Below are 21,388 nucleotides of genomic sequence, written 5' to 3'. Positions count from 1 at the left end.
GCCCCACAATGGAACACCCATCTCAAGAGAACTTTTCAGAACTGGTTGACGAATACCAAGAAGAATTTGAAACACCTGGTGAATTGCACAGAATGGCTGCTTATCACTTGATGCAAGCGTCAAAACAGCATGAACTGGCCGCAGAAGCCTTTGAGAATGACGATCAAATAACCTGCGATATTCATGCCCTTCGTGCATATAAACATGAACTCAATGCGAGACAGTATTCTGAAATGGCCATGATGGATGCCAATGACATTGATGACATAGGGTCCTCAGAGTAAGCTATTCACGCATTTCATCAAACGCTCTGACAAATTGAGTTGAATGCCATGTAAATTAGTATTTCTATGCAACCATATTAGCTGGGCATCTTCAAACAAATTCAACGCAATCCATAGATGTATTTGTGTGGTTTACTTATTTGGATCAGATGTCGTTAAATAACTTTTGACCCAAAAATAAATACCAAGAACAATAACCAACAAACCCATAAATATTTCAGTCAGTAACAGGCCGTCCTCGCTTTTAAGAAACGGAAAATGTTCAAAGTTCATACCGAAAAAACCGGTGATGAGGTTCAGCGGTAAAAAGATAGCAGTTAACGCCGTTAGCGTTCTCATCACATCGTTGTTATGGTTGCTTTGGATATTGAAATGCATTTGAACTGCTGTTTCGGCACTTTGCTCTAGTCTATTGACATGGTGAACCACTCGCTCAATGTGTTCAAGCACATCCCGGCTGCGAACTTTCACCAATTCCAAATCTTTGTTTGACAGCGAATCGGTTTCCAGCCATGAATCCAAGGCCTCAATCCATTCCTGAATAGCAGCACGTTGGTCTTCACAAATTTCATCTAAATAATGCAATGTCAAACGTGAATCTAATAAGGCGCTCCAATTGTTAAATCGTGCTCTGGGGTTGATGAGTTCACTTTGCCAATGATCCAACTGGCGGGTCAGTTCTTTGCGTAAATCCAAATACCCGTCAACGACTAAACCAATCATCCTGAGCATCAAATCTACGGGGTTATTGGGCAATCGACTGGTTGAGTGAATAGTATGTGAAATCGTTGCTGTATTTAACAATCGGTTGGCAAACAGGTCTCTTACTGCGCAATCTGCTGGATGAACTGAAATAATTAGCTTATCGAAAACCAACAAACTGATGGGGCTGGTGTCAATTCGTTTCAATATGGGTGGGCCGCCCTTGTCACTGGATGCATGCAATATTTCTCCAGGGCTGGAAAGATCAGATTCAGTGCGACCTCGTGCCAAACGTCTGAAAATGATGATGTCGTATTCAGAGGTGTAGTCGTAATGGGAAGGCAACTGGTTGTTCAACATATCCGAAATATGCAAGTCAAGCACTTGAACACGGTAAAGCTTATCCAACATTGACTGAATATCTACAAGATTGACTTCAAATTCACGTCGGGTAAAGCTCAGCCAATGAAAGCCTTGAGGAGTCTGTTCTTGAACCAGTGATTCAGTTTCTGTAATGACACTGTTGTTGATATATAAATTACGCATGGGTATTGTCTAAAACCAAAAATGAATTGTTTTCACAGAAGCAGATAGAGTTTAAACATTCGGATAATCGTCATTTTCTGGGCGCTCGGTTTATTTGCATACAGTTGGCGTAATAAGTGGTGGTGGCTGGCCAATCTGAAAAAAGACCCATGATGCCAACATCTTGCGCCAAGACATGCAATGCTTCGTAAATATCTCCCTCGTTATGAACAACTGAATTGACAGTTTGGTAATACCAGCCGCCTTTCTCAATGGCCATGACGCCTGACCTCTCAAGAGACCAGGTGATGATGTCCAGGCCTGCTTGCTTGGCGTCCTTGGCGTAGCGAGAGGGCACCATGTGGTCGTCTTTGACATCTAAAAGTGCAAAGATCGGTGGCGCTACGATACGAACACCTTGCTTTTTATATTGTTTAAGTTTTTCAAGATCGGGTAAGTCTTGAGGCTTTTCAGCCGCATCTAAAAATACCGCTTGTCTTGCAAATGCTGGCTCGTGCTGAATCCAATACATGATGTCAGCATGGTGGAAAGACTGAGGAAAAACAACGGTTGGTTTGATAGCCAGAGCTTTGTACTCGTCAATCATTTTTTGCGCATAGTCTTCCTGCGTGAAACCATTGAAGGGCATTGGCACCACTGCTTCCTTTAGCTCAGGTGTCATTTTGACGCCCAGCTTTTTGAATAAAGTAATTGATTCTTGGTGTGTCATCAGCGTTCCGCTGCTCGGTCCGCTGTATAAATCAGTTCTCCAGTTGGGAGTGCCTTTCACAAATTCTTCAACAGTTAAAGCTTGCGGATTGAAAGCATCCATCTTGCCGCGCAATGATTTGAATTCTTCAAGCGTGATATCGCTGGTTCTGCACTCTGCTGTGGCAGGTGTTTTGCTAATTGGATCATACGGTTTGAAAGGAGCTGTGCATCTAGAAGCCAAGGGTGTGAGCAATATATTGGTGGTGGTGTGTAGGTCATTTTGTGCATGCCGGCAGACCAAGGCTTTATCCTTTGTAAAGGTCACATCACATTCAATGACGCCTGCACCCATTCTTGCTGCAGCTTGGTAGGACTCTAAAGTGTGTTCAGGAAACATCAACGCAGCCCCTCGGTGTCCTATGGAAAAAGGGGTTTTGTGCATTTGTTTGTTTGAACAACTCTGCAGTTTGGTTTTCAAAGCAGATGGCTTCATTTGTGAAATGAGAAAGTAAGGTCTAGGGCCCACTTGCACGTTGAAATTTTCAGCACAGCTAATGAAGGGTAGCATGCACAAATAAATGAAAAGCAGTCTTTGTTTCATGGTGATGGTTCTTTTCAAATTCTTAGATCATTAATCAATTTACCATACCAATATACATACCATCATTAAAGCGTCATCCATTCCTTTGTAAGAAACACAATCATTGGAGGCTGTTTGTCTTGGTGATAGACATACACCTGCCACAAATTAAGTTTCTAATACAGATTGTTTGATCTCAAAGTTTTCCCATGTCAGTCGAGTCAGTCCGTTCAGAATTCCATTTCATCAAAGAAGGTGAAATGAATCGCAAAATTGCGTATTCATGTATGGGTCATATTGATGCAAAGCATATTTTTCTATGTTTACCAGGGCTATTAGAGACGCGTGATAGCTTTCATCACCTGCTAAGTATGCTTGAATCTTTCGCTGACTGCTGTTGGATCAGTATCGACTATTGCGGTAGAGGTGAATCAGATCCATTGCCGCTAAATACCAAATATTCATTCTCTCAATACCTTGCTGATACAGAGGATGTGATGGCGTCTTTGATTCTGCCCCAGCGAACACATACCAACCGAAAATTCCATTTGATTGGAACCAGTATGGGTGGAATACTGGCAATGCATTTAGCTCATCGTTTTCAACATAGGGTTGACAGCGTGGTGCTTAACGATATTGGTTTATTCCTTCATTGGTCATCTCTGATGAATTTGTACCAGAATATCCAAGAATCAGATACTCACTTAAGTAAGTTGCGAGTGGATGCTCGTGTGGTCGACGCTGTGCTTAGCAGGTCGCACTTTGATTTGCCCTATGAGTTCGATTTATTTGGCATGCGATTTTCATCATTGCTTGATAACTTCCATGGCAAAGTGCTATTGCTGCACAACTCGGAAAGTCCCATATGCCCATCAAACATAGCGAATCAATCTAAAACAAAATACGCTAACCTAAAAATTTGGTCTTTAGATCAACAAGGGCATCCAGCCAAGTGGGATGACAGTGCGGTGATGAAACTTGCTCAATTAATGAGACTCAAGCCCAAATCAGTTGATCATGCGCATCAAAACCTGACGGTAAATTTACCCGAAATAGCTCAAGAAGAAAATATATTCAATTTCAACTTCATTCACGCATTTCTTAAAACCAGTCAAACCTATTTAGAGTCAAGCACAGATGCTCCAAGACACTGGTTGAGTCGCATGGTCAGCAGATTCAAGTTTTGGAAGCGATCCTATTCTTGACACTTAATGGTTTTTACCCTAAATTCAAACCGATGTTCAAAGATTTATAAGGCAAGCCATATGAAGATAGCTTCATTCGTTGGTCAAAAGGGTGGGGTAGGTAAAAGTACGCTTGCCAGGGTACTTGCCGTGGCTGCCGCCCGTCAAGATTACAAAGTTTTGCTCGGCGATTTTGATCTTGAGCAACTTTCTTGTATCGAATGGAGTGCCACCCGTTTGCGAAACGGTATTGAACCCGATATCGAAGCACGTGCTTTTAAAAGTCTTAAAAAACTCCGCAAATCCGTAGAAGGTTTTGATTTAGTGGTAGTTGACACGCGCGGTTTGGCCGATGAGCTCACCACAGATGTCAGCCAGGAAAGCGATGTTGTCTTTCTTCCAACGGGCACCTCCATGGATGACCTGCGGCCCACACTTGCCTTGGCTCGAAGGCTTTCCAAAACTCGCAAAGTGGGTAACAAAATTGTATTGATTCTGTCTAAGGTTGGCCGTTCTGAGCGATTATTGGAAATCGCTAAAGAAACTATTGCAGATGCCGGTTTTGAGATGCTTGACAGCATTTGGCCAGAGAGAGACGGTTTTCAAGCAGACCTAGATATTGGCAAAGCAGGTAGCGAATCCCATAACCCCTATTTACGAGAAGCCGCAGAGGCGATTGAAGCAGATCTGTTGGCGCTGTCGCTGTTCTCCAAATAAACGCAAAAGAGACGATGTAAGTTCACTGCGTTGAATTCAGACAATTGAACGCCTCAATACATCAAGAAATATTTGTCGCGTGGGTAGCGGTATCAAATGCTTTGGCTTTGCCGATGTAGAAGCGATCAATGCGCCAATCTTTGAGTAACTCGATGGCCAATTCAAATTCCTGAGCGTTGAGTTTGTAAAGATCTGTGACTGGGAAATCATGACCTGATTCCAAAGCAAGTATCACCTTGGCAAAGGTCAGACCTTCAAAAGAATGTGGAGCATCCTCGATGAATCTTTTGACTTTTTTAATAGCACGCACAAAATTCCTTTGCAGTTAAACAAGGGTAAATGATACTGGTTTTATTAGCAGTTAAATATGACAATTTCGTGTCAATTTATTGAGTCTGGGGTCTTGATGGACCCCATGACAAGGCCTCAAGCTCTATTCAATCGCCTGATACACCAGTTGCTTGACCATGCGGCGGTAATACTGACGTTGAGGACCAGGTGTTTGCGCCATCAATAAACCGATGACTTGTTCTTTGGGATCGATCCAAAAAAATGTGCCTCCCGCGCCAGCCCAGGCGTAATCGCCTTCAGATCCCGGAACGCTTGCCATCCCTTGGCCTTGACGCACCATGAAACCCAGGCCGAAGGTGTAACCTTGTACACCCATGAGCAATTCCCCAGGTTGTAAGGGCGTTGCTACTTTGGGGCCGAGTTGATCGGAGGTCATCAATGCAACCGTTGTACGACTCAGATACCGTTTGCCTTCCAAAGTGCCGCCGTTCAGCAACATTTGGCAAAACCGCAGGTAGTCGTCGGCGGTAGTTGCCAAACCCGCACCGCCTGAATCATTGCCTTGCGCCTTGGTGATATCCAGCATGGGCGGAAACGGTTTTTGAGTCAAAGGATCTATCGCCAAGGGCTCTGCTATGCGATGGACCTTGCTTGCAGGAACCACAAACGATGTGTCTTTCATGCCCAGCGGTTTGATCAATCGTTCCTCGAGCATCACACCCAGCGGTTTTTTGCCTACGGCCTCGAGCACACGACCCAACAAATCGGTAGACAAACTGTATTCCCATGTGCTGCCAGGTTGCCACTGCAATGGCGCTTTGGCAAAGGCCTCCACTTGTTCATCAGGTGTCAGCGTGATCCATTTGGCGCCGTTTTCAAGTGAGAACAATCCCGCATCTATGTAGGCTTGTTTCATGGCGGCGGACCGGGTGAATTCCGCATAGGTCAAACCGGAGGTATGGCGCAGCAAGTCTTGGACTGTGGTGCCACGCGCCGCAGGCACCGTGCTGCTGCTGCCATCCAAGGGGTTGGCTAATACAGTTTGCTTTGCCAATGCAGGCAGGAATTTAGCCACAGGATCAGCCAGCTGCAATTGGCCTTCCTCCACCATCATCATGGCAAGCACAGACACCATGGGTTTGGTCATAGAGTAAGCACGAAAAATCGCATCATGTTTGACGCCGATGTCATCGCTAAACACCACCGCCCCTTTGCGCAATACCATCACAATCGCACCCGGCATTTGCTTGTTGTCAATTTCTTTTTGAATCACGGGCCGAATGCGCTTGAGCCTTTCCGCTGACATGCCAACCGAGCCAGGCGTTGCAGTGGGTATATCTGCCGTAGCCAAGCCGGCGAACGACAGCAATGCACACACTAGCAAATTTCTACGTTGCAGAGAAAGTTTCATGGCATACCTTTAAAAAAAATCATGGAAGTTGAACAGCTTTGCGTAAAACAGCCGCATAACTCGCAGTGAGTTCCATGTGCGGCCCTAGTCCTTGTTGGATCAGCAGGCGATGCGCCTTTTTGAGTTTCCAGCAGGGTACAAAGGTGAATAAATGGTGCTCTAGGTGGTAATTCACCCAGTAGGGCGCCACAAAAAAACGCTCGAATAAATTGGCAAAAGTCGTGCGTGTGTTGCGCAATCGGTTGTATCTGTCGCCAGTGACCGCATGCTCGGCAATATTGCGTATGCGGCTGAACAGTTGAAACCAAGTCAGCAGTGGCACCAGCCACATCCACACATACAACATGGGCTCACCACAGGCCCACAAGATGCCAAACACTATCAAGTTGCTGAGGAAAAAGGCCTTTTCATGCCGCAGTAATTTCTTCAGTCTCAACATGGGCGAACCCTTATCACCCAGACCAGAGAGCAGTTGCTCTGAGCGTTGTTTCAAACCGGTTCTGCCGCTTAAGTCACGCCATACTTTGCGCCATAAGCTGCTGGCTGACACAGGGAAAGGACGAGACAACACCAAATCGGGATCTTCATCGAGTTGGGTGTGGCGATGGTGGGTCAGATGGTAAGGCCGGTAGCTGTACATGTGTGCTCCTACGGCCCCGCCAGCCAACCAGTGACCGATGAAATCATTCCACTTGGGATGATGCATCAGCACGCGGTGGGCCGCGTCGTGCATCAATATGCTCAAGCCCAGTTGCCGACCACCGATCACTGCACTGCAAATCAAAAACGTCAAAGGATGAGGCCAAAGTGCAAACACAGCCATGCCAATGGCAATCACTAGCCATGCATGAACCACCAGCAGTGCGCCGAACAAGTTAGACCGTTGACGCAATTGAACGTTCTCAGCCTCACTGAGTTTCACGTCCACGTCTGAGATAGTTGCTTCATTCATGGTTAAGTCACAGTGTATGCAGTTTGGCAGTGGTTCAAGTGCCGGTAAAACGAGGATTGCGTTTTTCAATGAATGAGCGCACACCTTCTGCCGCGTCTTGACTGCGGGACAGTCGCTGCTGGGTGGCTTCAAACTTAGTGACCGCCGCCGCAGTACCTTCTTCAATGCACTCAAGCACAGATTGACGGGTAGCAATCACTGCCAGTTGCGCTTGTTCAGCGATCAAATTGGCAATGCGTATGGCTTCTTTCAACTCTTCCCCTGTAGGAACAACTTTTTGCACAAAATTCAAGCGCAAGGCTTCGGCTGAATCGAATTCGTCACCAGTCAGCAAATGCAGCATGGCGTTACCCGCCCCAGCGCGTTGCGACATGCGAAGCGTCGCGCCGCCAGTGGCCATGATGCCTCGCTTGACCTCAAGCTGTGAGAAGCGACAGTTATCTGCTGCGATCACCACATCAGCAGCCAGCATCAATTCAATACCCAAGGTATAGGTGATTCCCTTGACCGCCATCACCAAGGGTTTGACACGTCGACGATAGCCTGTCATGCCAAGGTCAAAAGGATCGACCAGACCATCTTCAATGGCACGCTCACCGCGTTGCATCAAGCCGGCAAACGTGGGTAAGTCCAGGCCGCCAGTGAAATGCTCTCCTTGGGCGCAAACCACACCCACCCGCAGTTCAGGGTCGTCATCTAACAGGCTATAAGCCTGGGCCAGCTGGTTCATCATGGCAGGTGTGAAGCCATTTCGCTTAGCTGGTCGGTTGATGCGAATCATCAGCAAACTATCCTGTATCTCGTGCTCAATGCTTCCAGTTGCAGTGTGTTCTGTGTGTGACATGGTTCTCAATGGATCAAAAGCTGACAGACAAACCCGCCATGCGCTGGGCAATGGCGTGGAATTGAGAGACTGTGTCGTCAATGATGGTTTGCACGCTTTTCACCTCATGGACCAAGCCTGCAGATTGGCCCGCCAGTGCAGGTGCGGCGTTCATATTGCCACCGAAATAAACATCTTGTATGCCGGTAAATGCATCAGGGCCCATTAAACCAGCTTCGTGAATTTGGGCAGTGAAATCGGCTTTCAATGCGCGTATGCAAGGGGAGGATTTGGTGTTGAGCATATAGGTACCCGTGGCAGTTGCGTTCACAATCGCTTGCTTGTAGTTGTCGTGCACAGGACTCTCCCTGCTGGCGACAAAGCGCGTCCCCATTTGTATGGCTTCTGCGCCCAGTGCGAACGCCGCCGCCATGCCTCTGCCGTCGACAATGCCGCCAGCCGCAATCAGCGGGAGCTCTGTTCTTTCCCGGATGGATTGCAGCAGCACCAAGGTGCTGACCTCTTCAGGATTTTTGAATCCACCACCCTCAGAACCCTCTACCACCAGGCCGTCTACGCCCGCATCCACGCATTTCATGGCCGCATCAAGCGTGGGCACCGCATGGTAAACAACGATGCCAGCTGCTTTGAGCGGCGCCATGAACTTGGCTGGGCTACCCGCAGAAGTGGTGACAAAACGGATGCCGGACTCGCATACATAGCGCAGCATGGCCTCGTCTTTCAAAAAACGTATCGGCAGGTTCACGCCAAAGGGCAGTCCGCTGTCGAGCATGATTTGTATTTCCCGTTGACAGTTAGCGGTTTCGCCCGATGAGGTTTCAATGATGCCTAAGGCGCCCGCACGTGACACCGCGCCGGCGAGTTGACTACGGGCTATCCAGCCCATGGGCGCTTGAACGATGGGAAAACGTGCGCCAGTGTGTGCAAGTACGCGATTCATGAAGTGATTCCTAGGGTGGGTTGTGCGAGCTCAACGCGGCCATCAGCATGCTTGGCAAAACGTCCGGCTTCACGCGGGTGAACCGGGTCATTCGAGGACCAAGGCCAACCGCCGAACTCGGTACGCCTGTAATCGGCAAATGCCTGGTGAATTTCTGCTTGGGTGTTCATGACAAAGGGGCCGTATTGCGCCACGGGTTCGCCTATGGGTCGGGCTTGCAACATCAGGACTTCGCTGTCTTGATCGCCATTGACCAGCAGCAAGTCCGTTTGTGTGTTTACCTCGGCGACGTGGCGGTTGGCCACCAGTTGTCCGCCGATATCCACCCCCTTGCCTTGAAACACATACAACTGTCTGCGTGTATCTGCATGTTGTGCGCTGGGTAGCGTCCAGCTGGCACCCGCTTGAAGGTGAACAGTGAAGATAGCCAAGTCAGCATCAGGTTGGCTGGCCCACGAGTGAGGCGGCGGAGGCAGCCCTTTCGCCCCTTCCAGCGTACCCGCTACGACCATGACATCGGTGTGCAAACCCTTGTTATCGGTATGCCGTACTTTTTGAATCTGTTCGTTCCACAGCATGGTGAAGTGGGGTTCAGCCATTTTGTCCTTTGCAGGCAAGTTCAACCAAATTTGAAACAGCTCGCAGGGATTCGGTTGATCGCGATGGCGCAGTGGAAACATTTCACAGTGAACAATGCCTTTGCCGGCAGTCAGCCATTGCACATCGCCGGGCCCGAAACGCGCTGTCGCACCCAAAGAATCTGAATGGTCAATATGTCCTTGACGAACGATGGTGACCGTTTCAAACCCTCGGTGCGGGTGCGAAGGAAAACCTGGAATCGTTTGCCCGTGGTACATGCTCCAGCCGTCTTTGTTAGCGAAATCGCTGCCGATTTGCCGCCCTGTCAGCGAGGCGGCTGGTCCCATGTGTTCGTTTCCAGCAGGGTAGTGGTCCACATGGTGCACGCAAAACAAAAACGGATCCAGCGTTTGCCAAGGAAAAGACAAGGGGGCAGATTGCAAAACAGATGGGTTTTTCATAGCTGACAAGGTTATCAGACTACTTAACGTTGCGTTAAATACACAAAATTAACAAATTCATAGGTTAATTTGTTTAAAAAACTAAAAAAATAGAAAAAAAGTAACTAATTAAGTACCGGTATCAAATATGATTGAGACCAATTTAACTCTTTTATGAAACCGGAGGTATACCGTGGAATCAACCGAAACAGAAGATCAAAAGTGGTGGTCACTGGTTAGCAGCATGGCTGAACTGCATCAATGGGAGTTGGAAAACCATCCCATGTTGTTGTCATTGACTGGCAGGCACTTGTACTACCGGTTGGCCGAGGAGTCTGTGAAAAACGATCAGTCAATGACCCGTGCACTCAAGGATTTCTTCGGTGGCATGCATTTCACAGAAAAAGCATTGCGCACACGGATTCGGCAAATGGAAGCAGATGGCTTGATTCAAGCAGTCACCAGCCAAGAGGACGCACGCTCCAAGCATTTGGTGCCAACAGAAAAATTTAATGCACTCATCACCGCACACGCAGAACAGGTCAAAAAGATTTTTGACAAGCACTTTTTGTTAATTGAGAAATAAGTCACGCCGTGAATTTGTAGACAACTGGATTGAATAGGTCATGACATGAAAGACAAATCTTCATTCAACGTGAACCAAAGCGCACAGCCAATGTCTGTCGTTTGTGAGCGTGGCAACCTTGACGGAATAGCCTATGTTTAACCGTTCCTTGCGCTTTGCATTGCTGGCATCTTTATGGGGTGTCTGTGTCATGGTGTGTTCGACTAGCCTGAACGCACAAACCGCGGTGCCGCAGCCCCATATGCCTTCAAAAGAAGGCCCACAGGCGGAATCACCCGCAGCGCCAATCAAAACCCAAGCGAGCTTGTCATTAGAGTCCGTCTCTAACCCATTGACATTGATAGAGTTGTTGAATGCAGCCTCGGTTTCTTACCCGATGTTGGTGGCTGCCAGAACCGAAGCCAAAGCCACGTTACAAGACGTTAAGGCGGTGGAGCGCTCGCGTTGGCCCAATGTGTCTGCCACTGTCGAATCCAATACGGGCAATTTACGCTCAACGCCCAGTCAGGCGCTTCAAGTAGAACAAACTATTTGGGATGCGGGACGAAGTTCTGCTCGCATCAACGAAAGCAAAGTCTTGGCGGACATCAGTTTGCTCAAAGTGTACTTACAGCAACAAGACGTTTACCTACAAATCGCTAATGCTTGGCAGAGCGCGATTGCATCGCGCGAACGATTGGCGGTGGCTGAACGTACGTTGTTGCGCTTGCGAAGCTATCAAACTCAAATGCGTCGTCGCGTGCAAGCAGAAGTCTCTCCAGTGATTGACCTTGAGCTGGTGGATTCGCGGATATTACAAACGGAGGTAGAAGAAAGCGCAGCCAAAATGTCATTGCAAGTGGCGCTGGCCCGTTTAGAGCAGTTCTCGGGCAAGAACAATTTAGCCGATCGCACAAGCCAAATGGCCTATCCCGCCAAGCTGTCAGACACCTTGGCTTTTAACCAGTTGCTAGACCAGATGGATTGGCTGCAAATCGCGAGCAACCACCCGTCGGTAGCCAAAGCCCGTTTGGAAGTTACCCAGGCCAAGCACAAACTGTCAGCCAAGGAGTCTGAGGTCTATCCGCAGGTGTTTGCGCGTGTTTACAAACCGTTCAATTCATTGCCTGGCAATCCTGATACATCCTTAACAGCGTTTGTGGGTTTGAGATACACACCAGGTGCAGGATTTGCCAATATTGTTGAAGCACAAGCGATCAACACCCGAATTTTAAGTACCGAGCAATCGGTTGAAGCCGTGCTTCGCGAAACGCTTCAATCCATGCAAAACGACCGAGAAGAATTCACCAATGCGCGGGTTCGGCTTGCTTCTTTGGATCAATCGGTCAAAGGCTCAGACAAGGTGCTTGAGTCTTACCAACGACAGTTTCAAGCAGGACGTAAATCCTGGTTGGATTTGCTCAATGCAGTCCGTGAGTTGGCGCAAAACCAGTATGCATTGGCTGACGCCAAGGCCAGCATGGCAGCTGCCATGCTCAGGTTGCAAATTCGCATGGGCCAAGACCCTCAATAAACCATCAGTCCCTCACCATGAATTCCAATCCGCAAAACGCACAATTTATCTGGGCCATGCAACGCTTAGCACAAATGCAAGGCGGAAGCATTGACATGCTGAACCTGCGCTCAGCCAGTTTGTTATTGGATTTCACAGACAAGCCCCTGCAAGCCTTGTCTGAGATTTGCCAACAGCTGACCTTGCCAAAACCCAAAATTCTTAAATACCCTGACCGTGTGCATTTGCCATTGATTTGCTACAGCGAGGAATGGGGCTGGGGCTTGCTTATCGATCGCAATCCACAAAACTTGTGGGTGCTGGTCACTCCGCAAGGCCAGCATACCCTTGGGTTGGAAAAACTCTCAGGCAATACCGCTTTGTTGCGAATCGCAGAGCCGATTCAACTTGGATTTGGTCTGTCTTTTTTAGGTGCACAAGTTCCTGATAACAGTTTCAGTTCGCTGGTCTCTCAAGGTCTCAAACAGAACCAAATGACGCTCTTAGAGGCTTGTCTGGCGTCTGGCTTCATTGGTATTTTGTCGCTGGCCACCTCTTTGTTTTCTATGCAAGTCTATGACCGGGTCATTCCTGTTCGCAGCGACTACACATTGATTATTTTGGGCGTTGGCGTGCTGATTACTATCTTGATTGAGTTGGGCATGAAATACGCCCGTTCGCACGTGATGGATCACCTTATCGTCAGCTTGGATCAGCGTTTTTCCCGAGAGATATTTCAACGCTTATTGCAATTGCGGGTAGACCAAATGCCTGCTTCGGTAGGCAGCTTGTCTGGGCAATTAAGAGGTTATGAACAGGTGCGTGGTTTTTTCACGGCAACCACATTATTTACATTGATTGACTTGCCGCTGGCCTTGGTGTTTTTACTTGTCATCATGGTGATTGCCAGTCCGTGGGTATCTGCGGTTCCATTGGTGTTCTCAGTGATTGCCTTGTTGATGGGATTTTCTATTCGCAAACAAATCATGTTGCGTGCCAAAGAAGGTGCCGCCATGTCAAACATGAAAACCGGTTTGCTGGTGGAGGCGGTCGAAGGTATAGAAACTATCAAAGCAGGTTCGGGAGGATGGAAGTTTTTGTCACGTTGGATCAACGTCACCGGAATGACGATTCAAAATGATTTGAAAATGCGCAGTGCCACAGAAAACGTCGGGTATTTGTCGGCGACGATTCAGCAAGTGAGCTACGCTTTGCTGGTGGCTGTGGGTGCATTGTTGGTGATGCAAGGGCAAATGACCATGGGCTCATTGATTGCCAGTTCCATCCTCAGTGGTCGCATACTCGCGCCAGTCATGGCCATACCCGGATTGCTGGTGCAACATGCGCATGCGCAAGCTGCGTTACAAGGCTTAGAGCGAATTTTTCAGCTAAAGACTGACAACCATGGAACCCAAAGTCCGCTGGCACCTGCTCATATAGAGGGTCACTTCACCATGGAAGAAGTGAAATTCGCTTATGGAGAAAATCCACCGGCGTTGAATGTGCCCAAGCTTGATATTCAACCCCATGAACGCATTGCCATTTTGGGGCCGATTGGTGCGGGTAAATCCACTTTGTTGCGCCTGTTCAGCGGCATGTATGTACCCATGTCTGGCAGGGTGTTGTTAGACCACCTCGATTTAGCGCATATCAACAGGCAAGTCATCAGTCAGCACATAGGCTATTTACAGCAAGACCACCGATTGTTTCAAGGCAGTTTGCGTGAAAACCTGTTGATTGGATTGCCTGATCCGGGTGATGAACTCTTGTTGCAGGCGATGCGGCAAACCGGTATGGATCGTTTCGTGGCCAGCCATCCCAGAGGCTTGGACAGGCAAATTTCCGAGGGTGGTAAAGGATTAAGCGGCGGACAAAAACAATTGGTGGCGTTCACCCGCTTGGTACTGTGCAACCCCAGTGTCTGGTTGCTAGACGAACCGACCGCCAGCATGGACGACGAGCAAGAACGTCGTTGCTTGCATGTGTTGTCGCAACAAGCGCAACAAGGCAAGACCCTATTGATCGTCACCCACAAATCCAGCGTATTGCCTTTGGTCAATCGCATCATTGTGGTTTCTGGTAACAGCATCGTCATGGATGGGCCACGAGACGCAGTCCTGAATGAACTGCAATTGCGGCACTCGCAAACTACTGCTGAAATCACTCCTCAACCTACTTTTGTACCTGCCGTATGAACGAAATCTCAACGCACATTCACCGCGATGCAATCAACCCATCGGCTGCACCCCGTTTTGCCAGATACAGTTTGTGGGTATTCATGTTCGGCTTGATTGCGCTGGTGATCTGGGCCTACTATGGCCGAATTGATCAAGTAACCCGTGCACCCGCTCAACTGATTGCACAAGGACGAACCCAGTTGGTGCAATCCTCGGACGGGGGCGTGCTGACACAGTTGCATGTCAAAGAGGGGGACACTGTCAAAGCTGGGCAACTGTTGGCCACTTTGCAAAAGGAACGAGCCGCCGCGGCTGTATCAGACAGCAGCGCCAAATTGGCTGCATTGCGCATCACGCTGGCGCGTTTACAAGCCGAGGTGTACAACACACCTTTGAAATTTGAGCCCTTGTTGTTGGTCTATAAAGATTACATACGAAACCAGACTGATCTGTATAACAAGCGACAAACCGCATTCAAGGACGACATAGCTGCTTTGGAAAATATCTTGAAGTTTGCAGATGATGAATTGCGCATAAATACCCAACTTGAAGCCTCGGGTGACGTCAGCAGGGCAGAAATTTTGCGGTTGCAACGAAGCGTAGCCGATATCAAAGCGCAAATATCAAGTAAGCGCAATAAGTATTTTCAGGATGCGCAGGCAGAAATGACCAAAGCACAGGAAGAATTAAGTAGCCAGACTGAGCAACTCAAAGACCGATCGCAGGTGCTAGAACATACCGAATTGACCGCGCCAGTCGATGCCATCGTCAACAACATCAGAATCAATACCTTAGGTGGTGTCGTACGTGCAGGCGAAACGGTGATGGAGTTATTGCCCGCTGGGGACCACTTGATTGTCGAAGCCAAAATACCGCCTTCAGACATTGCATTTGTCGCGCTGGGTCAGCCTACCAGCATCAAATTGGATGCTTACGACTCGTCCATTTATGGTTCGATGAGAGGAGAAGTGACATACATCAGCCCTGATGTGTTGGTTGAAGAAACAAGACAGGGAACAGCCAGTTTTTACCGCGTGCGTGTGACTGTGACGGGCAAGGAATTCAGTGGTAGCAAAGCTGATGCCATACGTTTGCGCCCTGGCTTGACTGCCACCGTGGAGATCAAGGCGCTTGACAGAACTGTATTGAGCTATTTGACCAAACCGATCACCAAAACCTTGACCCAGTCTTTAGGCGAAAGATAAAGCGTCTGAGAACTGACTCTGATCAGTTCCCTGTGGCTGTGTTGGTGTCGCGGGCTTGTTTGGGTGTGGGGGAATTGAAAGTCGAATTAGGCGCCCTGTTGTTGAAAGCGTTGTCAACCGGATTGGGGGGTTGAAGAGCAGGCGCTCTTTCGTTGCTTGTTCTTTGTGGTGGCGCTTGCATGCGTGCGGGGGCATTGTCCATCAATGCCAATTGGTTGCGGTTGAGCCCGCTCAATTGCTGGGGATTCAATAGCGTCACCACATTGTTCAATTGTGCGGGTGTGAATTGCGCAACTTGTTCAGGGGTAAATGATTGCAACTGTTTGTTACTGAACGACCATAACAATCGCGGTGGAATGGCGTTGAGTTGCAATGGCGTCAAGGCTTGCAATTGATTGGTAGACAGGGCGCCGATTTGGGGCGGGGTCATATTGGCCACCTGAATGATGGTCAATGACTGAACTTGCGGTATGCCCATGACGGCAATGGATTGAGGCGGCAGCGCCACAAATTGGTTCAAGCCCATATTTTGCAAATGACTGGCTTGAATATTAACGAAGGCGGTCGGTGTTATCGCATTGATTTGGTTGGGTGACAATGCCCTGAATTGTTCTGCTGTCAATGCATTCCATTGGGCTGGACTCCATACAGCCACTTGAGTGTCGGTCAGCGCTTGCAGTTGTGCCGGTTTGAGCGCAGCTATTTGCCCAGGTGTGATCGCAGCCAATTGTGAAGGTGACAAGGCTTGCCATTGCTCAGAACTCAAAGCGTTGAGTTGCTTAGGATTCAAACTCTGCAAATTGGCCGTTTGCACATTCTTAATCTGGTCAACGGTCAATGCTTTCATTTGAACATCGTTGAGTTGATTTAACTGTTCAGGCGAAAGTGAGGCAATTTGGGCAGGACTCAGCTTTTGCACTTGTGTTGCATTCCATGCGGCCCATTGTTGCGGGCTCAATGTTTGTAATTGGGCGGCAGTGAGTGCAGCCACCTGTTCTCTGTCCAAGGCGTTGATTTGCTGAGGATTCAATAGGCGTAATTGCTCCGCTGTGAGTTTGCTCAATAGTGTGGGTGGAATGACATTCAATTGAGCAGGTGTCAGGTTTTGCCATTGAAGGTTGGTGAGCGCTGTCAATTGCGTGGGACTGAGATTTTTCAACACTGCAGGTTCAATATTTTTCCAGGCGTCAGGAGAAATGGCGCTGATTTGTGCAGGTGAGAGTAACTGCCATTGCGCAGGACTCAAACTCGTCAATTGCGTTTTGTTCAAACCGGCCAGTTGTTGCGGTGTCAGCAATCGGATTTGCTGGGGCAACAACACAGGAATTTTTTGTGGCGTGAATTGATCGGCTGCTAATTGCTGAAAGTCTTTGTCCAATACAGTATCGGTGGCGGTTTTAGGTTTGGGCAGTAGCAGTGGATTGGTGAAAGCCTGTAATTGCTGGGGATTGAGTTGAGTTAATTGCTCTGGCAGCAATGCCTGTTGTTGTTTGAGTGAGAACGCAGCAAATTGCTCGGGTTGCAAAGCCGCCATTTGCTCTTTGCTCAAGGCATTCAATTGGCTGGGCGACAGTGTCGTCAGTTGCTCAGGTGTTAAACGCTTGAGCTGTGCCGATTGTAAATTTTGAATTTGCAGCGGTAACCATTCACGCCATTGGTTTTTGCCTATTTGGGCAATCACATCGGGAGAGATTTGGCTGATTTGTTCAGGCAAGAGCGCCTGTATTTGCATGGGCTTGAGTGCCGCTAAATCAGTGAATTTGACCGCTGCCAATTGCGCAGGTGTCAGCGCCTGTATTTGTTCTGGCGTCATGGACTTCAACATCAACCGCACAAAAGCATCATTCAGGGTGGGCATTTGTTCAGGCAAAAGGTGCTGAACTTGTTGAGCATTGATTCTTTGTAACTGGTTTGGCGCCAGCGATTGCAATTGCTGGCTGTTCAAGGCCTGCCATTGCTCACGGTTGAGTTCGGGGGCTTGGTTTTTGATCAAAATCTGCAACTGCTCGGGAGAGAGTGATGCAAGTTGTGCGGCAGACATGCAGTCTGGTTTTTTCTTCACCAGATCTTTAAAAACACCCAAGGGCAAGCTCGCCATTTGCTGGGGCTTGAGTGACTTGAGTTGGTTGCAAGTCAAGCAGCCCAACTGGGTTTTATTCAATGCCAAAAAAATGTCTGTGGACAGCGCATTGAGTTGAGCAGGTGTGAGTGACTGCAATTGAGATTCTTGAAATTTTGCAAATGCTTTGGGTGGAATGACATTCAATTGCAAGGTCGACAGCGAGCTTAATTGATTTTCGGTGAGTGAAGCCAATTGTTCAGGTGTCAAGGCGCTCAACTGTGCATCGCTGAACACGGTCAACTGTGCGGGCGTTAAGTTTGCCAATTGGTCGTTGTTCAGCGCCTTGAGCTGCTGAGTACTTAGATTGCTCAATTGTGTTGTGCTCAGTCCTTTGATTTGCGATGGGCTCACAAAAGAGAGTTGCTGCGGCGAAAGATTGGCTATTTGTTCTGCATTCAAATATTGAATGCCTTTGATGTCCTTGTCTGACAAGGCATTGAAGACTGTATTTTTCCTGTTCAGCCAGTCATCCGTGATAGGCGCTTTGTAGCTGATTTTGTTTTCGTTACTGAGTTGAACGTTACCAGATGCGGTCACTCCATCCTTGCCGCTTGTAGCGTTTGAAGAAGCAGAAGCAGTGGTTGTGCTGCTGGTGGAGGAAGTGGTTGATGTCGACGATGATCCAGAAGATGAGGTTGGCGTGGTGATGGTCGGTGTGATGGCCCAAGTAACTGCTGTGGAGTCCGAGAGTAAGGTCAAGCCAGATGCACTGAGACCACTGGCATAGGTGAGTTTGTAAATACCGGCACTTGAACTGTTGCTGAGCGAGGTGCCTGCCACTGTTGTTCCGCCTTTGGTGATGGCATTGGCTGCCGTACCGGAGGGTGTCAAACCAGTGACTTGGTTACCGCTGTCGTCATAAACAGCATATGAAATAACAGGAGTGTTGCCCACGACACTTGAACCGCTGATGGGTCGGCCGTAGAGTTTGCTGGCACCAAGCTCAGGATAGCCGCTGCTGCTGGTTCGCCACACGCTCAGGTCCCATCCTGCAGCCAAAAGTGCGCTGGTGGATTGCATTTGTGCAGTGGACAAACCGCTTAACCCACTGATACCTGAAGCACTGGAAATACCAGATGTGGTGGTGTTCCAAAAACTGTTGCTGACCGTGCCACCATCGTCAGACCCGAGGAATCCGCTCACCGAACCGGCGGTGCTGCTGACTGCGCCCATAGAGTAGGTATTGCTGAGTGCACTGCCGCTGCCGTTCACGCCAGTGAAGCCAGCCACATTGCTGGCTCTACCCGCTATGCTGATAGAACCGTTCGCATAGCTTTTGGACACCGATCCCCCAAACAGGTCTCCGCTAAAGCCGCCAATGCTGGTTCCTGTCTTACTGCTGTCAGACAGTGTGACCGAACCTGTGGCATATGAACCAGTCACAGTGCTTGTTTTGCCGTAGCCCATCAAACCACCTATGCGTGTGCCATTGCCTGAAACCACTGTGATGTTGCCAGTCGCGTAGGAATTACTGACGGTGGCGTTCTCGGCAAATCCTATGAGACCGCCAAATCCGGATGCATCGCCAGTGGTCGTCAATGATCCTGTGGCGTAGGAGTCGCTGACTGTGCCAGACGAATACCCTAGCAACCCACCGACGCCTTTGTACGTTTCAACGTTACCCCCAGAGTTTGCGCCTGCAGTGATATCGCCTGTGGCATAGGAAGATGACACAGTACCCGAATTCGAGCCAATCAATCCGCCAACGGCTTGGGTGGCAGCGCTGCCAGAGATTCTGGCTGTTGAATAGGAGTTGCTCACTTTGCCGGTTTCGTAATTAAACCCAACCAGGCCGCCTATGCCTATGCCAATGGCACTGGCACCTGTGGTGGTGATACTGCCAGTGACATAACTTTGGTCTACAGTACCCTCGTTTTCTCCGGCAATACCACCGATGTATTTTGAGTAGTTGCTGTCGGTTATTGCGTCAATGGATAAATTTGTCAAACCCAGGTTGGAAACCTTGGCCGTAGAACTCAGCTTTGTGAATAATCCCAAGCTGGTGTTGTTGACCCCATTGATGGTCAAGCTGTCAATGGTATGACCCAAACCATTGAATACCCCTGTAAAAGAAGTACTGGCGCCAATCGGTACGAACCCTTTGTTGCTGTTCCAACCAGCGGTTGCTGAAGCATCTATGTTGCTGCCCAAGGCGTAGTAACCAGCGAGGTCGTTTTTCATACCTTGTAAGTCGCTGGTGCTGGTACTGTCCCAACTGCCCACACTGTTAATCACTTTATACATATTTCCACCGATACTGAGTGATGGATTGGATCCAGACAGCGTGATGGATTTGCCGTTCTGCAATTTCATGGAGCCTAAAGATCCATAGATCACGGCCAAACCAGCGGTGTTACCCGTGGCATTGATGTTGGCATTGATATAAACATTGTTAATTGCGTTGAGCGTCAATGTCGTATTTGCCGACCAACTGATCCCACTTTTGATGTATATGTCCCCCAATCCGGTACTGGCTCCGCTTACTGTGCTTGTTGCATCTAAGGAATCAGAAACAGGTAATTTACGCGTTGTTATTTTGGAGTTGTCAGAATAGTTTTGTATGGTTACATTGGATGTTCCAAGAATATATTGCAAACGTATATTGCTGATGTCCCCGTCTTTGAACGCCACCACAAAATCCACGGGATCGATCAAATAACTGCCTGACTTACCGTACTTTGCGTAAGCCGTGATTTCCGCGCTGTCTGCAATCGTGACCTTGGCTGCGGAAGTTTCAATGGCACCACCATTTCCGCCGTTCGGTGCGCTGGCATCCAGTTTGCCGTCGACCAGAGTTGTGCCTGATGTCATGTCGCCCATCAACATGATGCGACCGTTTTTATTCGCAATGGTTTGGGCTTGCACAGTTCCGCTGTTTTTCACCAGACTGCCCATCAAAGCATTGGCGCTGCGTGCAGTCATCAACACCAAGCCACCGTCTGCCATCAACATGTGTTTGTTGTCAACCAAGGCGTTGACAATGCCTTGGTCTACTTCGATGGATGTCAAACTGCTGCCGCTGAAAACCAAGGTCGCTTTATTGCCGGCTGCCAATGAAATATTGCCTTGCTGTGCAATGATGATGCCTTCGTTACGCACTTCAGGCGCAAGCAAAGCGACAAAACCGCCAATAGCCGCTTGCAGTTTGCCTTGGTTCACCACGCTGGCATGGCTGCTGTTGCCAGAAAAACTGCTTTTACCCGACATAAAGTCATCGTTGCTGATGCCCATGGTGGTCACTAACAGACCACCGACATCAATTTGTGATTGGGGTCCAAAAATAACCCCGCCAGGATTGACTAAAAAAACGTGCCCTGTCGCATTGATGCGCCCCATGATTTGGCTAGGGTCACCACCGACCACTCGGTTGAGCGTGACCGATGCTGCAGAGGGTTGGATGAAGTTGACGCGGGCATCACTGCCCACATTGAATTGGTTCCACTCAATGGCTGCGCGGTTGCTGGTTTGGTTGATGTTTAAGGTATTACCGCTGTTATTGATGGTCGCGCTGCCGCCTACCAATTTACTTCCACTGGGTAATTGATTGGCGTTCACAGGGGTTTGTGCCTGCACAGCAGTCAGGCTCAGGCACGCAACGGTCAGCACCGCTGTGTGTTTGAAGCTGAATGGCTGACTGGATGGCATG

16 protein-coding genes are annotated in these 21,388 nt (G+C 48.7%); 7 read left to right on the top strand and 9 right to left on the bottom strand.

Annotated features, from left to right (window positions below; all coding sequences use genetic code 11):
* Nucleotides 1-8 precede the first annotated feature (8 nt).
* Nucleotides 9-284 carry a hypothetical protein gene (locus tag AC9UG7_RS06190; RefSeq protein ID WP_509585658.1) on the top strand — a complete coding sequence of 92 codons (276 nt, stop codon included), beginning with the start codon at nucleotides 9-11 and terminating at the stop codon, nucleotides 282-284.
* Between the two features lie 132 nt (nucleotides 285-416).
* Here AC9UG7_RS06190 and AC9UG7_RS06185 read toward each other — a convergent pair whose 3' ends face one another.
* Entirely contained in the window at nucleotides 417-1,532 is a 1,116-nt protein-coding gene (locus AC9UG7_RS06185) for a magnesium transporter CorA family protein (RefSeq protein ID WP_509585656.1), read from the bottom strand.
* Nucleotides 1,533-1,602: 70 nt separating this feature from the next.
* Nucleotides 1,603-2,664 (bottom strand): glycerophosphodiester phosphodiesterase family protein, encoded by a 1,062-nt coding sequence (locus AC9UG7_RS06180; RefSeq protein WP_509585654.1) that lies wholly within the window; start codon nucleotides 2,662-2,664, stop codon nucleotides 1,603-1,605.
* 347 nt (nucleotides 2,665-3,011) lie between these two features.
* Here AC9UG7_RS06180 and AC9UG7_RS06175 point away from each other — a divergent pair, with 347 nt between their 5' ends.
* Both AC9UG7_RS06175 and AC9UG7_RS06170 read left to right on the top strand, forming a co-directional pair.
* Nucleotides 3,012-4,007 (top strand): alpha/beta fold hydrolase, encoded by a 996-nt coding sequence (locus tag AC9UG7_RS06175; RefSeq protein WP_509585652.1) that lies wholly within the window; start codon nucleotides 3,012-3,014, stop codon nucleotides 4,005-4,007.
* Between the two features lie 60 nt (nucleotides 4,008-4,067).
* The gene (locus AC9UG7_RS06170; protein ID WP_509585651.1) at nucleotides 4,068-4,703 is read left to right on the top strand and encodes a ParA family protein; all 636 of its coding nucleotides are present in this window, start codon (nucleotides 4,068-4,070) and stop codon (nucleotides 4,701-4,703) included.
* Between the two features lie 61 nt (nucleotides 4,704-4,764).
* Here the strand turns inward: AC9UG7_RS06170 and AC9UG7_RS06165 are convergent, their stop codons facing one another.
* The 6 genes from AC9UG7_RS06165 to AC9UG7_RS06140 form a co-directional block, all read right to left on the bottom strand.
* Nucleotides 4,765-5,013 (bottom strand): hypothetical protein, encoded by a 249-nt coding sequence (locus tag AC9UG7_RS06165; RefSeq protein WP_509585649.1) that lies wholly within the window; start codon nucleotides 5,011-5,013, stop codon nucleotides 4,765-4,767.
* A gap of 123 nt (nucleotides 5,014-5,136) precedes the next feature.
* Nucleotides 5,137-6,405 (bottom strand): serine hydrolase domain-containing protein, encoded by a 1,269-nt coding sequence (locus AC9UG7_RS06160; RefSeq protein ID WP_509585647.1) that lies wholly within the window; start codon nucleotides 6,403-6,405, stop codon nucleotides 5,137-5,139.
* A gap of 19 nt (nucleotides 6,406-6,424) precedes the next feature.
* On the bottom strand, nucleotides 6,425-7,357 hold the full coding sequence (locus tag AC9UG7_RS06155; RefSeq protein WP_509585645.1) for a fatty acid desaturase family protein: 933 nt from the start codon (nucleotides 7,355-7,357) through the stop codon (nucleotides 6,425-6,427).
* Between the two features lie 34 nt (nucleotides 7,358-7,391).
* Nucleotides 7,392-8,201, bottom strand: a complete 810-nt coding sequence (locus tag AC9UG7_RS06150; RefSeq protein WP_509585643.1) for a crotonase/enoyl-CoA hydratase family protein — start codon at nucleotides 8,199-8,201, stop codon at nucleotides 7,392-7,394.
* 13 nt (nucleotides 8,202-8,214) lie between these two features.
* A complete protein-coding gene (locus AC9UG7_RS06145) occupies nucleotides 8,215-9,141 on the bottom strand; it encodes an NAD(P)H-dependent flavin oxidoreductase (RefSeq protein ID WP_509585641.1) in 927 nt (308 codons plus the stop codon).
* Nucleotides 9,138-10,181, bottom strand: a complete 1,044-nt coding sequence (locus AC9UG7_RS06140) for a pirin family protein (RefSeq protein ID WP_509585639.1) — start codon at nucleotides 10,179-10,181, stop codon at nucleotides 9,138-9,140. The genes AC9UG7_RS06145 and AC9UG7_RS06140 overlap by 4 nt, the downstream gene beginning before the upstream one ends.
* A 223-nt stretch (nucleotides 10,182-10,404) precedes the next feature.
* Between AC9UG7_RS06140 and AC9UG7_RS06135 the strand changes: the two genes are divergently transcribed.
* The 4 genes from AC9UG7_RS06135 to AC9UG7_RS06120 all read left to right on the top strand — a co-directional run bounded on the left by AC9UG7_RS06135 (nucleotide 10,405) and on the right by AC9UG7_RS06120 (nucleotide 15,620).
* Nucleotides 10,405-10,746 carry a hypothetical protein gene (locus tag AC9UG7_RS06135; protein ID WP_509585637.1) on the top strand — a complete coding sequence of 114 codons (342 nt, stop codon included), beginning with the start codon at nucleotides 10,405-10,407 and terminating at the stop codon, nucleotides 10,744-10,746.
* A 133-nt stretch (nucleotides 10,747-10,879) separates the two neighbouring features.
* Nucleotides 10,880-12,259 (top strand): TolC family protein, encoded by a 1,380-nt coding sequence (locus tag AC9UG7_RS06130; RefSeq protein ID WP_509585634.1) that lies wholly within the window; start codon nucleotides 10,880-10,882, stop codon nucleotides 12,257-12,259.
* A gap of 17 nt (nucleotides 12,260-12,276) precedes the next feature.
* A complete protein-coding gene (locus tag AC9UG7_RS06125; RefSeq protein ID WP_509585631.1) occupies nucleotides 12,277-14,433 on the top strand; it encodes an ATP-binding cassette domain-containing protein in 2,157 nt (718 codons plus the stop codon).
* The gene (locus tag AC9UG7_RS06120; protein ID WP_509585628.1) at nucleotides 14,430-15,620 is read left to right on the top strand and encodes an HlyD family type I secretion periplasmic adaptor subunit; all 1,191 of its coding nucleotides are present in this window, start codon (nucleotides 14,430-14,432) and stop codon (nucleotides 15,618-15,620) included. Before AC9UG7_RS06125 ends, AC9UG7_RS06120 begins: the two co-directional genes overlap by 4 nt.
* 22 nt (nucleotides 15,621-15,642) lie before the next feature.
* Here AC9UG7_RS06120 and AC9UG7_RS06115 read toward each other — a convergent pair whose 3' ends face one another.
* Entirely contained in the window at nucleotides 15,643-21,387 is a 5,745-nt protein-coding gene (locus AC9UG7_RS06115; protein ID WP_509585625.1) for a two-partner secretion domain-containing protein, read from the bottom strand.
* Nucleotide 21,388 lies beyond the last annotated feature (1 nt).

The organism is Limnohabitans sp. (genome assembly GCF_046052765.1).
In the GTDB taxonomy this organism is placed as follows: Bacteria; Pseudomonadota; Gammaproteobacteria; order Burkholderiales; family Burkholderiaceae_C; genus Limnohabitans.
The sequence above is the reverse complement of the archived record's forward strand: the minus strand, read 5'-3'. Positions and strand labels throughout refer to the sequence as shown.